Origin of the sequence: Microbacterium sp. RU33B, assembly GCF_900155915.1 — a bacterium.
In the GTDB taxonomy this organism is placed as follows: domain Bacteria; phylum Actinomycetota; class Actinomycetes; order Actinomycetales; family Microbacteriaceae; genus Microbacterium.
The window spans coordinates 1,714,009-1,726,543 of sequence record NZ_FTPO01000001.1 but is presented as its reverse complement, the minus strand read 5'-3'; the positions used below and the strand labels follow the sequence as shown (position 1 = coordinate 1,726,543).

Genomic DNA, 12,535 nt, shown 5'->3' with positions numbered 1-12,535 from the left:
GCCGCGCCGGGTCAGGACAGGGTCAGCGAGACGATCGGGCGACCGGCCTTCGGGCGCCCGACTTCTTCGAAGCCCGCCGCTTCGAACGTCGAGAGCGCCCCGTGGAACAGATCGTTCGTCGCCGTCTTCCCCTCCGACGTGTCGATCGGGTACGCCTCGATGACCCGGGCTCCGCCGTCGCGGGCATAGGCGATCGCGGCGTCGAGCAGCGTCGCATTCAGACCCTGCCCGCGGTGCTCACGGCGCACGACGAAGCACGTCACGGCCCAGACCGCCGGGTCGTCCCACGGTTCGAGCGAGGTGGCGGTGTAGTTCTTCGTGCGTCCGAGGCGCACCTGCTTCGTGCGCGGACCCACGCGCACCCAGCCGGCGGCTTCGCCGTCGACGTAGGCGATGAGCGCCGGCGGAGGGCCTGCGTCCACTTCGTCGCGCAGCAGCCGGGCACGCTGCTCCTGCGTCGACGCGTTCCACTCGGCGTTCGTGATGGTCCACCACTGACACTGGCAGCTGCGCCCGTCGCCTCCGCCGTCGAGGGCGTGCTGGGCGTCGTCGAAGCGGTCGGGTGTTGCGGGCTCGATCGTGATCGTCGGCATGACGCCGACGGTAGCCGCGGCATCCGACACCGGCAAGGGTGGTCGTCAGGCGATCACTCCGGCGGCGCGAGCCGGGGCCGCGTAGGCCGTGGCGAGCGTCGCGACCGTGTCGTGCGCGTTGAGGCCGCTCGGGTTCGGCACGACCCACAGCTCGGCCTCTGCGATCGTCTGCCGCTGGAGCCCCGTGACGGCTCGGGGGCGGCCGAAGCCCTGGCGATAGGCGGTCAGCCCGACGATCGCGACCACGCGCGGGCGCCAGCGCGCGGCATCCGTCTCGAGTCTCGCCGCTCCCGCCCGGAGTTCGTCGCGGGTGAGCTCGTCGGCGCGTGCCGTCGCGCGCGGCACGATGTTCGAGATGCCGATGCCGACGTCGAGGAGCATCCGCCGATCGGAGGCGTCCAGACCGTCGTCGCGGATCGTCGGAAGCCGGGGGAGGATGCCGGCGGCGACCAGCGCGGGATAGAACCGATTGCCGGGGTAGGCGAAGTGCACGCCGGTCGCCGCCGTCCAGAGTCCGGGATTGATGCCGACGAAGACGATCCGCGGGTGCTCGGGGACGAGGTCGGGCACGCTGCGATCGCGGAAGGACTCGAGCTGTGCACGCGTGAAACCCATGCGTCCAGTGTGTCGCGTCCTCGGTTCGCGGGCGCCTGCCGAAGCGGGTAGCATAGGGGAGTTGTCCGCTCGCGGACGACGAACCGGGATGTGGCGCAGCTTGGTAGCGCACTTGACTGGGGGTCAAGGGGTCGCAGGTTCAAATCCTGTCATCCCGACGGTTCAAGCCCCGATGAGACGCAGAGTCTCATCGGGGCTTCGTCGTTTCCGGAGCCTCGCTGCAGGTCAGAATGGCCAGATCAGCGGCACGTAGAGCACGGCCACGGTGGCGAACAGGATCGCGAGGGGCAGGCCCAGCTTCCAGTAGTCGCCGAAGCGGTACCCGGCGGGCTTCATCACCATCAGGTTCGCGGGTGTCGCGATCGGGGTGAGGAAAGACGCCGCGCCGGCGACGGTCAGCGCCATCATGAACGGCTGCACGGAGACTCCGAGTCCGGCGGCGACGGCGATCGCGATGGGGGCCACGATGAGCACGGTGGCCGTGTTGCTGATCACCTGGCCGAGCACGATCGTCAGCACGACGATCGCGAGGAGAGCGATGCGAGGTCCGGAGTCTCCGACGATCGAGATCAGCGACCCGGCGACGAGATCGGCCGCGCCCGTCTCCAGGAAAGCGGTCGAGAGCGGGATCATGCCGGCGACGAGGACGACGGTGGTCCATGAGATCGACCGGTACGCCTGGTTCACGCCCACGACGCGGGTCATGACGAGGGCTCCGGCGGCGAGCATCGCGGCGGCCGCCGGCGGCACGAGACCCGTCGCGAGGAGGAGCACCATCAGAAGGAGGATCACCATGGCCCGCTTCGCCCCCTTGCCCAGCGGGACGGAGCGACGCAGCGTCGTGGGCGCGTCGACGACCATCAGGTTGTCGCGGCTCTCGGTGTGCCGGGCGAGGTCGTCCCACGAGCCCTGCAGGAGAAGGGCGTCGCCGGCGCGGAGCGTCACATCTCGACCGCTGAGCACGTCGGCGCCGCGTCGGGCGGCCAGGATCACGAGGTCACCGCTCGGCGTGGACATGCCCGGGAAGATCCGCATCCCGATGAGAGTCGACCGCGGTGCGACGACGACTTCGCTGACACCGGCGGTCGGACCGATCAGGGCCTTCGTCTCGAGGGTGACCTCGTAGTCGATCTTGAGGCGTCGAGTGAGCCGGCTGAGGTCGGTGGGCATGACGGCGCCGGATCGCAGTGGGAGCAGCACGCGGCCGAACAGCACGATGATCACGATCGTGCCGATCAGGAGCGGGATGCCGACGAGCGCGAACTCGAAGAAGGTGAACGCGCGACCCCCGGCCTCCGCTGCGGCATCCGACACGATGATGTTCACCGGCGTCCCCGTCAGCAGCAGCATCGACCCGGCGTGGGCGGCGAATGCCAGGGGCAGCAGCAGCTGCGACGACGCGATGCCGGCGCGGCTGGCGACGACCACGACGAGCGGCAGAAGTGCCGCGACGGCTCCGTTGACGCTGATGAGAGAGGTGAGGGCGGCGACCAGCAGGCAGATCACCAGGAGGAGCGGCGTGCGCTTCGTGCCGGCCGCACCGATGACCTTCTGACCGGCCCACGCGGTGACGCCCGTCGAGTCGAGCGACTCGCTGACGATGAACAGCGACGCGATGAACAGGACGGTGGGATCGCCGAAGCCCGCGACAGACTGCGGGAAGGTCAGCACCCCGGTGAAGTACAGCGCGAGCGACACTCCGACGGCGACGATGCCCAGGGGGATCCGGTTGCTCGCGAACGCGATGATCGCGAGCGCGAGGATCGCGAACGTCGCGAGGATCGGGTCCACGGATCAGACCGGAGTGCGGAAGTCCGCCGCCGCAGCGGCGAGCAGCCGCGCGCCGAACCCCGTCGCACCGGCGGTGCGCCACGCGTCGTCCTTGTCCGTCTGCATCGTGCCGGCGATGTCGACGTGCGCCCACGGCGTCGCGCCGACGAAGTGGTCGAGGAACAGGGCGGCCGTCGTCGCGCCGGCGTACTTGCCGCCGAGATTCGAGATGTCGGCGATGTCGGAGTCGAGCTGCGGACGGTACGTGCGTTCCAGGGGGAGTCGCCAGACGGATTCTCCAGTCGCATCGGATGCGCGCTGGAGGAGCGCCGCCATGGCGTCGTCGTTCGCGAACACCGGTGCGGTGGCCTGACCGAGCGCCATGAGCGCTGCGCCGGTGAGCGTGGCGATGTCGATGATCGCGTCGACGCCGTCTTCATTGGCCAGGGCGAGGGCATCCATCATCACCAGGCGCCCCTCCGCGTCGGTGTTCTTCACCTCCACGGTGGTGCCGTCGCGAGCGACGAGCACGTCGCCGAGCTTGTACGCGGTGCCCGAAGGCATGTTGTCGGTGCACATGAGCCACCCGGTCACCTTCGCGGCGACGCCCTGGTCGGCGAACGTCGTGAAGGCTCCGAGCACCGCTGCTGCGCCGCCCATGTCCATCTTCATCAAGAGGTGCATCGGATCGCTCGGCTTGAGGCTGATGCCACCGGAGTCGTACATGATCCCCTTGCCCACGAGGCCGAGGTGGCCGGCCGCGGCATCCGGCCCGTAGGTCAGCTTGATCATGCGGGGCTCTTCGACCGAGCCCTGGTTGACGCCGAGGAGGCCGCCGCAGCCCAGTTCGATCAGAGCCGCCTTGTCGAACACCTCGACCCCGAAGCCGAACCGCTCGCCCAGCGACTCGGAGATGCGGGCGAGGTCGGTCGCCGTGAGGTGCCCGGGAGGGGTGTTGGTGACGTCGCGGGCCACGACGGAGGCGCGCGCGGACAGCAGTCCGGCGCTCAGGCCGTGCGAGACCTCGTCCGACGATGCGCCGGCGAGGCTGACCGCGAGCGAGACCAGAGGCGTGTGCGTCGGGGCCGACTTCAGCACCGTGTAGCGGTACCGCGCGAGAGCCGCGCCCTCCGCGATCGCCGCCGCATCGGCGGTCGCGTCGCCGTGGGCGACCCCGACGACCAGAGCGAGACGGGCGGCACGGGGGACGGAGCGCACGAACGCAGCCGCGACGTCGCGCAGCACGGCGGGCGTCACCTGCGCGGCATCGCCCGCACCGAGCGCCACGCGATCAGGACCGTCGGACGCCGGGATGACGAGGGTCTTGCCCACGGCGGGCTCGAACCCCGCTCGCGTCAGCGCGTCGCGTTCCCAGCCGAGGTCGGCCGGAACGCTTCCTTCAGTGAAGGTCACGTAGCCGATCGCCTCGACGTCTCCGGCGGGATCGCCCGCGGTGAGGGCGATCTGCTCGAGCGCGTCGAGTCCGGGGAGTTCCGCGAAATCGTCGGGGATGAGCTTGCTGGCGCTGCGGGTCATGCCTGTTCCTCCGTGGGTGTCGCCGCCGGATTGAGCGGCACGGTCTCGTCGATGTCGTCGGGGTCGTCGGGCTCGAGCTTCGCCGGCAGCTCGCCGGCGATGCGTCCAGGCATCCGTGTCGCCGGAACGATCGCGAGCAGCGCGAGCAGCGCGAGTCCGAGCAGGGAGACCTGGAGGGAACGCAGACGGGCGTCTTCGTTGATCGCGATCGCGGCGGCCACCTCCGCCTCGGACGCGCTCGTGTCGGCGAGGACGTCTTCGAGCTGCGGGTTGGTGAGGAAGTCGGCCTCGCTGATGCGCACTTCGCTGATGAGCTGATCGGAGATCTCCGGGTGGTCCGCAGCCGCCGTCGCGAGGGTGGAGGCGAGGATGCCGACGGCGAACGCGCTCGCGACGGCGATGCCGACCGATCCCGACAGGTTGTGCACGAGACCGCGCCACGCGCCCACGTCGCCGGCGAGCTCCTTCGGAGCGGCGGAGAGGAGGGTGTTGAAGACGAGGGCGACGATCGACCCCTGGCCCACGCCGAGGAGCACGAGTCCGATCACGATGAACGCCTGACCCCAGTCGCCCCGGATCGTGAAGGCGATGAGGGTGAGTGCCGAGGCGACGACGACGAAGCCGACGGATGCGAGGACCCGCGGCGGGAAGCGGTTGTAGAGATAGGCGACGAACGTCGACGCGAGGAAGATCGAGATCGTGTACGGGATGATCGAGAACGACGTCTGGATGCCCGACAGGCCCTGCACGACCTGCATGTAGAGCGGGATCAGGAAGTTCGCCGCCGTCCCCACGAAGAGCATGATCGACATGCACGCCGTGACGGCCAGTTCGCTGCTCGTCGCCAGGACGCGGAGATCGAAGATGCGGGACCGGTGCGCGCGCTGCCGCCGGCTCACCCAGAGGAAGAACACCTGACCCAGCACGAGTCCGAGCACGATCAGGATCGGTGCGGGCGAGATGCCGATGACGTCGAACGGGGCCTGATCGGTGGCGTCCCACACGCCCCAGGAGTTGAGGCCGGAGAAGCCGAAGCTGAGCAGGATGATCGCGGTCGCGGCCAGGAGGGCGCCGGTCCAGTCGATCTTGAGATCGGGCTGGGCGGGGACCTTGCGCACGCCGAAGCTCAGCAGGAGGTTCACGACGCCGAGGGCGACCATGAGCGCGAACGACCAGCGCCATCCGATCGTCTCCGCGAACCATCCCGCGATGAGAAGCGCCAGAACGCCCGCGAGGGGAATGGCGGCGGCGAGGAGTCCGATCGCCTTGCCCTGGCGTTCGCCGTGGTAGTTCGTGGCGATGAACACCGTGAGCGCGGGAGCGATGAGCGCGATGACGGCGCCGGAGGAGGCCTGGGCGATGAACAGCATCGCCGGGCTCGCGCTCAGCGCCACGGCGGCCATCGCGGCAGCGTGGATGGCGACGGCGATCTGGAACACGCCCCGCGTTCCGAACCGTGCGCCGATCTTCGCGCCGAGCAGGATGAACGCGGCCATCGCGAAGGTGCCCGCCGTGATCGCGGTGCCGACCGATGTGGCCGGGGTGTCGAGGTCGGTCGTGATCCCCGCCATCGACACGGTCAACGCGTTGACGGCGAAGGATGCCTGCACCTGCGTGAGCACCACCACGATGAGGGGCAGCCACGACGCCCTGTCGGCGGTCGCGGGCGAGGCGGGGGCGGCGCCTCCGGCGGGCTGGGTCATCGTCGTCCTACTTCCTCTGAGAAGCGCTCGGCGAGGAGCTTCGACCGCGGCTCACTCGCCGGAATCAGGACGCGGGGGGCCTCCTGGTGCTGATACTAATGCTGTCGCGCGGCCCCGCGGCAGCACCGGTTGCACCAGAGGCTCAGCGAGGGTCAGAGACCGCTCAGGGTGCGGCGGCCGGTCGCTCGGCGGCGGTCCGCGCGATGTGAGAGCGTGCGTGCTCGATCGCCGGCTCCAGTTCGCGGAAGAGGTGCTGACGGGCGCGGAGCGACGCGATCACCCCGAGCCGCTCCAGAATCACGGCGTGCTCGGATCGGATGCCCTTGATGAGCACCGTGACCCCGCGTCTCTCCAAGGCGGTGACGAGTTCGGTGAGGGTGTGGGCGCCCGTCGCATCGACCAGCTGCAGCTGGGAGAGGCGGAGGATCACCACCTCGATGCCCTCGTGGGCGTTGATGCGGTCGAGGAGGCGCTCGGCGGCTCCGAAGAACAGCGAGCCGTCGATGCGGAAGAGCGCGATCCGCTCGTCACCGCTCACGGGAGGACCGGGCAGCTCTTCGCGGTGGACGCCGCTGGCTCTGCTGAGGGCGCGCAGGGCGAAGAACGCGGCGACGGCGATGCCGATGCCCACGGCCACGATCAGATCGAAGCTCACGGTGATGATCGCCGTGACGACGAAGACGACCGCATCCGACCGGCTCGAGCGCATCACGAGCGAGATCGTGGCCGGTGACGCCATCCGCGCCGCCGTCACCATGAGCACACCGGCGAGCGCGGCCAGCGGAACGGCGGCCACGACGTTCGCCGCGAGGTACACGACGGCCAGCAGCGCCACGGAGTGCACGATCGCCGACAGGCGCGTACGGGCCCCCGCACGCACGTTCACCGCGGTCCGGGCGATCGCCCCGGTGGCCGGCATGCCGCCGAAGAATCCCGACGCGAGGGAGGCGAGCCCTTGACCCACGAGCTCCCGGTCGGCGTTCACCGGACCGGTGTCGGACATGCTCGCCGCGACCCGGGCCGACAGCAGCGACTCGATCGCGGCGAGCGCGGCTACCGCGAACGCGGGCGCGACCAGGCTCGGCAGGGTCGCCGGATCGAGGGCGGGGAAGGAGGGCATCGGCAGCGACGACGGCAGCTCGCCGATGGTCGCCAGCGGCAGTCCGAAGACCGCCGTCGCGAGCGTCACGACCACGATGGCGAGGAAGGATGCCGGGAGGCGGCCGCTGATCCTGCCCACGATGATCATGACGGCCGCGACGCACGCCACGGCGGCGATCGGCACGAGCGCGTCGGGCCACATCGCATTGCGGACGGACTCGAAGGCGGCGACGGCGGCATTGGTGCTGTGCCCGCCTCCCTCGTCTCCCACGGCGGCGGGCACCTGCTGCAGGAAGATGATCACGCCGATGCCGACGGTGAAGCCTTCGATCACCGGCCAGGGGATGTAGCTGACGGTGCGGCCCCAGCGCAGCACGCCCGCCGTCAGCACGAGGATGCCGGCGAGGAGGCTGACGACGACGACCGACCCGACGCCGTGACTCACCACGATCGGGGCGAGCACGACCACCATCGCGCCGGTCGGACCCGACACCTGCACGTTCGACCCGCCGAAGACCGCCGCCACGAGACCCGCGACGATCGCGGTGATGAGCCCGGCTTCGGCCCCGACGCCGGAGCTCACTCCGAAGGCGAGGGCGAGGGGGAGGGCGACGATCCCGACGGTGACGCCGGCGAGCAGATCGCCGCGCCACGTGCGCCGCAGCCCGCGGTAGTCCTGACGGCTCGGCAGGAGCGATCGCAGCGCGACGGCGGATGCCTTCTTCATTGCGTCCGCAGTGCGGGGAGGCTCTGAGCCGCGGCGCGGTGCTTCTGCGCATCCTGCAGCAGCTCGCCGAGCAGCCGCCGCGCCGCGTGCAGCAGTTCGGCGACCTGCGGGTGCGCGAGCCGGTACGACACGACGCTCGCGCGCCGTTCGGACGCGACGAGGCCGTAGCGGCGGAGGACCGCGAGGTGCTGCGAGAGGTGGGAGGCCTCCAGGCCGGTCTGGGCGATCAGCTCCGACACCGGCACCTCGTCGCCCGCGGCGAGGATCTCGAGCACACGGATGCGGTAGGGGTGGGCGAGACCCTTGAACAGGTTCGCCTTGATCTCGTAGAGCGGGCGTTCGTCATCGCCGAAGGGCACACTGACTCCTCTCGGCATCCGACGATCCGGTCGGATGGTGACTTGATGAAGTCATCATACCGCGATTCGGGACCGCCGTCGGGGCGTGCACCAGCGGGTGCCTAGACTGGCCGCTGACCACGACCGAACGCGGGAGGCGCGATGGCGGACATCGAGGCGAGGCTGCGCAGCCTCCTGCGGCTCAACGCCGCCGTCGTCGGTCACCTCCATGTGAGCTCCGTGCTCGAGCGCCTCGTGTCGTCGGCGCGGGAGCTGTCGGGGGCGGAGTACGCCGCCGTGCGGGTGGCCGGCCGGGAGGCGGCGCTCGCCGAGGCGGGCACCCGTGTGGACGGCTCGGATGTCGTCGAGGTGCCGATCGAGGTGACGGACGAGCCGTTCGGCACCCTCGTCGTGGCAGGGCATCCGTCCGGCGCATTCGCGGATGACGACGTGGAGTTCCTCCAGGCGCTCGCGGTGACGGCCGGCATCGCGATCGACAAGGCGCGCCGGTACGAAGCCACGCGCCAGCGCGAACGCTGGGCGCAGGCGACGGCCGACGTGCGCGCCGCGGCCGCCGCGCAGCGCGGCGGGGGAGAGGCGGCCGACGGAGCCGTCGTCGACGCGCTGCTGTCGGCGCTTCCAGCTCTCACCGGCTCGGTGCTCGTGGCGGATGCGGAGATCGACGCCGACGGATCGGCGACGCTGCACCGCCCGGCCGCGCCCGCGCTGTCGGTGGAGGCGCGGCATCCCCTCGCCGAGGCCCTTCACACGGGGCGGCGCACCGCGCTCGACGGCGTCGACATCGTCGAGGGCGACACGATCCACCGCCTGGGGGCGACGCTCGTGCTGCCGGCGCCCCGCTCGTCGGCGGATGACGGCAAGCGACGTGCGCTCGTCGTGGCGCGCGCGCCGGGTGCGGGCCCCCTCCCGCCCGGCGACATCGCGCGCCTGGACGCGCTCGCCGACGAGACCGCCCGCGCCGTGTCGCAGGCCTCCGCGGCGGGGGACGGGTCGGCCGAGGCGGTCGACGACGACCTGTCACCGCGCGAGCGCGAAGTGCTGCTGCTCATCGCCGACGGCCTGTCGAACCGTCAGATCGCGCACGCCCTCTTCCTCAGCGAGAAGACCGTGAAGAACTACATCACGGGCCTTCTTCGCAAGCTCGGCATGCAGCGGCGGACGCAGGCCGCGGTGTACGGGGCGACCGTGCGCGACGCGCTCTGAGCCGCGGCATCCGCTCGCTTCTCCTCATGTTCCGGAGTCGGGACTTTGGTCCCTATGTGTGGTCAGACCACACGTCGTAGACTCGGCCTCAGACAGAGCTCGGGCAACGTGCCCGACCTGATGAGGAGGAATCCGATGTCTACCGCGATCGACACACTCGTGACTCGCGCGCAGGAAGCGCTCACCGAGTACGCGGACTTCACGCAGGAACAGGTCGACCACATCGTCCGGAAGGCCTCGGTGGCGGCGCTGCACCACCACGGCGACCTCGCCGTCATGGCCGTCGAGGAGACGGGCCGCGGCCTGTTCGAAGACAAGGCCGTCAAGAACATGTTCGCGTGCGAGCACGTCACCAACTCCATCATCAACCAGAAGACGGTCGGGGTCATCTCGCACGACGAGCTGACCGGCATCACCGAGATCGCCGACCCCGTCGGCGTCATCGCAGGCCTCACCCCGGTCACCAACCCCACCTCGACCGCGATCTTCAAGTCGCTGATTGCGCTGAAGACCCGCAACCCCATCGTCTTCGGCTTCCACCCGTCGGCGCAGAAGTGCTCCGTCGAAGCCGCCCGCATCGTGCGCGACGCCGCGATCGCCGCCGGCGCCCCCGCCGCGTGCATCCAGTGGATCGAAGAGCCGTCGATGGAGGCATCCGGCGAGCTGATGAACCACCCGGGGGTCGCCCTCATCCTCGCCACGGGCGGCAACGCCATGGTGCGCGCCGCCTACTCGTGCGGCAAGCCCGCGCTGGGTGTCGGCGCCGGCAACGTGCCGGCGTTCATCGAGCGCACGGCGAACGTCGGTCGCGCGGTCAACGACGTCGTGCTGTCGAAGTCGTTCGACATGGGCATGGTGTGCGCCTCGGAGCAGGCCGTCATCCTCGATGAGCCCATCGCCGACGAAGCGCTCGCCGAGTTCGAGCGGCTGCACGCCTACCGCGTGACGTCTGCCGAGAAGCGGATGCTGGAGGAGTTCATCTTCGGCGTCGCCGCCGACAGCGTGAACTGCGCCGACGCCAAGCTCAACGCCAAGGTCGTGGGCCAGTCGCCGGTGTGGATCGCCGAGCAGGCGGGATTCTCCGTTCCCGAAGACACGTCGATCATCCTCGCCGACGTCTCGAGCGTCGGACCGCAGGAGCCCCTCACCCGGGAGAAGCTCGCTCCGGTGCTCGCCGTGCTGCGCGCCTCCTCGCCCGAAGAGGGCATCGAGCTCTCCGCTCAGATGGTGGAGTTCGACGGCCTCGGGCACTCCGGCGCCATCCACTCCAACGACGACGCCGTGATCGCCCGCTTCGCCGAGCGCGTCAAGGCGGTGCGCATCATCGAGAACTCCCCGTCGGCGCTGGGCGGCATCGGCGACATCTACAACGCGTTCATGCCGTCGCTCACCCTCGGCTGCGGGTCGTACGGCCACAACTCGGTCTCCAACAACGTCTCGGCGGTGAACCTCTTGAACGTGAAGCGCGTCGGGCGTCGCAACAACAACCTGCAGTGGTTCAAGATCCCCGCGAAGACGTACTTCGAGCCGAATGCGGTGCGCTACCTCGCCGACATGAAGGGCCTCGAGCGCGTCACGATCGTCACCGATCAGACCATGACCGACCTCGGCTACGTCGACAAGATCATGGACGTGCTGAACCGCCGCGAGAACCGCGTTCAGGTGCAGCTGCTGAACCGCGTGCGCCCGGAGCCGAAGGTCTCCGAAGTGCGCGCCGGTGCCGCGGAGATGCGGGCGTTCAAGCCCGACACGATCATCGCCCTCGGCGGCGGTTCGCCGATGGATGCCGCGAAGGTCATGTGGCTGCTCTACGAGAACCCCGACATGCAGTTCTCCGACATGCGCGAGAAGTTCTTCGACGTGCGCAAGCGTGCGTTCAAGTTCCCCGAGCTCGGAAAGCTGGCCAAGCTGGTCTGCATTCCCACGACCTCGGGCACCGGCTCGGAGATGACCCCCTTCGCGGTCATCACGGATGACGAGACGGGCATGAAGTACCCGCTCGCCGACTACGCCCTCACCCCCTCGGTCGCGATCATCGACCCCGTGCTCACTCGCGTGCTGCCCGGGTTCCTCGTCGCGGACGCCGGATTCGACGCCCTCACCCACGCCACCGAGTCGTATGTCTCGGTGTACGCGAACGACTACACCGACGGCCTGGCGCTGCACGCGATCAAGCTCATCTTCGAGAACATCGAGCTGAGCGCGAAGGCCCGGCCGAACAGCACTAATGCCGCGGAGCTCAAGGCGCGGGAGAAGATGCACAACGCGGCCTCCCTCGCCGGCATGGCGTTCGGAAACGCGTTCCTCGGGATCGTGCACGCGATGGCCCACGTGACGGGGGCGAAGTTCCACCTCGTCCACGGCCGCACCAACGCGGTCTACCTCCCGCACGTGATCCGCTACAACGGCCGCATCCCGACGAAGCTCACGAGCTGGCCCAAGTACGAGCGCTACATCGCGCCGGAACGATTCCAGGAGATCGCCGCCCACCTGGGTCTCCCGGCCTCGACTCCGGAGGAGGGTGTCGAGAGCTACGCACGTGCCGTGGAAGAGCTTCGCGACAAGGTCGGCATCGAGCGCTCGTTCCAGGCGCAGGGCGTCGACGAGGCCGACTTCATCGGGCGCCTCCACGAGATCGCAATGGCGGCGTACGAAGACCAGTGCGCCCCCGCCAACCCGCGCATGCCGATGATCGCCGACATGAAGACGCTCATGGAGGCGGCCTACTACGGCACGTCGTTCGATGAGGTGCGCGCCCACCGCGGCGTCGCGGCGAAGGCAGCGGATGCCGATGCGGCGAAGGCCGCGGATGCGGAGGCCGCCGCGCCGACCACCGCGATGGCCGATGCGTCGGGCGTCGTCGCGCCGGCACGCGAGGCGGCTGCCCCCAAGGCCGCCAAGAAGGTCGCGGCGAAGGCGTAGCCCCGC

Annotated in this window: 9 protein-coding genes and 1 tRNA gene; 3 read left to right on the top strand and 7 right to left on the bottom strand. The window is 69.9% G+C overall.

Annotated elements, in window-relative coordinates:
• Window positions 1-11: 11 nt before the first annotated feature.
• Together B0B14_RS08420 and B0B14_RS08415 are read right to left on the bottom strand one after the other, a co-directional pair.
• On the bottom strand, window positions 12-593 hold the full coding sequence (locus tag B0B14_RS08420) for a GNAT family N-acetyltransferase (protein WP_076681352.1): 582 nt from the start codon (window positions 591-593) through the stop codon (window positions 12-14).
• A gap of 45 nt (window positions 594-638) precedes the next feature.
• The gene (locus B0B14_RS08415; RefSeq protein ID WP_076680959.1) at window positions 639-1,208 is read right to left on the bottom strand and encodes a mismatch-specific DNA-glycosylase; all 570 of its coding nucleotides are present in this window, start codon (window positions 1,206-1,208) and stop codon (window positions 639-641) included.
• Window positions 1,209-1,292: 84 nt separating this feature from the next.
• On the opposite strand from B0B14_RS08415, the gene B0B14_RS08410 reads away from it, so the two are divergent.
• A tRNA-Pro gene (locus tag B0B14_RS08410) sits at window positions 1,293-1,366 on the top strand.
• Window positions 1,367-1,433: 67 nt separating this feature from the next.
• Here the strand turns inward: B0B14_RS08410 and B0B14_RS08405 are convergent.
• The 5 genes from B0B14_RS08405 to B0B14_RS08385 all read right to left on the bottom strand — a co-directional run bounded on the left by B0B14_RS08405 (window position 1,434) and on the right by B0B14_RS08385 (window position 8,404).
• On the bottom strand, window positions 1,434-2,999 hold the full coding sequence (locus B0B14_RS08405; protein WP_076680958.1) for an SLC13 family permease: 1,566 nt from the start codon (window positions 2,997-2,999) through the stop codon (window positions 1,434-1,436).
• A gap of 3 nt (window positions 3,000-3,002) precedes the next feature.
• Window positions 3,003-4,514, bottom strand: a complete 1,512-nt coding sequence (locus tag B0B14_RS08400) for a leucyl aminopeptidase family protein (protein ID WP_076680957.1) — start codon at window positions 4,512-4,514, stop codon at window positions 3,003-3,005.
• Window positions 4,511-6,217 carry an MFS transporter gene (locus B0B14_RS08395; protein ID WP_076680956.1) on the bottom strand — a complete coding sequence of 569 codons (1,707 nt, stop codon included), beginning with the start codon at window positions 6,215-6,217 and terminating at the stop codon, window positions 4,511-4,513. The genes B0B14_RS08400 and B0B14_RS08395 overlap by 4 nt, the downstream gene beginning before the upstream one ends.
• A gap of 163 nt (window positions 6,218-6,380) precedes the next feature.
• Entirely contained in the window at window positions 6,381-8,045 is a 1,665-nt protein-coding gene (locus B0B14_RS08390; protein ID WP_083710412.1) for a SulP family inorganic anion transporter, read from the bottom strand.
• Complete coding sequence (locus B0B14_RS08385) at window positions 8,042-8,404, bottom strand: ArsR/SmtB family transcription factor (RefSeq protein ID WP_256714303.1); 363 nt, start codon at window positions 8,402-8,404, stop codon at window positions 8,042-8,044. Before B0B14_RS08385 ends, B0B14_RS08390 begins: the two co-directional genes overlap by 4 nt.
• Before the next feature lie 141 nt (window positions 8,405-8,545).
• On the opposite strand from B0B14_RS08385, the gene B0B14_RS16940 reads away from it, so the two are divergent.
• Entirely contained in the window at window positions 8,546-9,607 is a 1,062-nt protein-coding gene (locus tag B0B14_RS16940) for a LuxR C-terminal-related transcriptional regulator (protein WP_076680954.1), read from the top strand.
• Window positions 9,608-9,742: 135 nt separating this feature from the next.
• Complete coding sequence (gene adhE, locus B0B14_RS08375; protein ID WP_083710410.1) at window positions 9,743-12,529, top strand: bifunctional acetaldehyde-CoA/alcohol dehydrogenase; 2,787 nt, start codon at window positions 9,743-9,745, stop codon at window positions 12,527-12,529.
• The last annotated feature ends 6 nt before the right edge of the window (window positions 12,530-12,535 follow it).

Coding starts and splice junctions, on each gene's coding strand:
- B0B14_RS08420 (WP_076681352.1), bottom strand. CDS start 593: ATGCCGACGATCACGATCGAGCCCGCAACACCCGACCGCTTCGACGAC.
- B0B14_RS08415 (WP_076680959.1), bottom strand. CDS start 1,208: ATGGGTTTCACGCGTGCACAGCTCGAGTCCTTCCGCGATCGCAGCGTG.
- B0B14_RS08400 (WP_076680957.1), bottom strand. CDS start 4,514: ATGACCCGCAGCGCCAGCAAGCTCATCCCCGACGATTTCGCGGAACTC.
- B0B14_RS08395 (WP_076680956.1), bottom strand. CDS start 6,217: ATGACCCAGCCCGCCGGAGGCGCCGCCCCCGCCTCGCCCGCGACCGCC.
- B0B14_RS08390 (WP_083710412.1), bottom strand. CDS start 8,045: ATGAAGAAGGCATCCGCCGTCGCGCTGCGATCGCTCCTGCCGAGCCGT.
- B0B14_RS16940 (WP_076680954.1), top strand. CDS start 8,546: ATGGCGGACATCGAGGCGAGGCTGCGCAGCCTCCTGCGGCTCAACGCC.
- adhE (WP_083710410.1), top strand. CDS start 9,743: ATGTCTACCGCGATCGACACACTCGTGACTCGCGCGCAGGAAGCGCTC.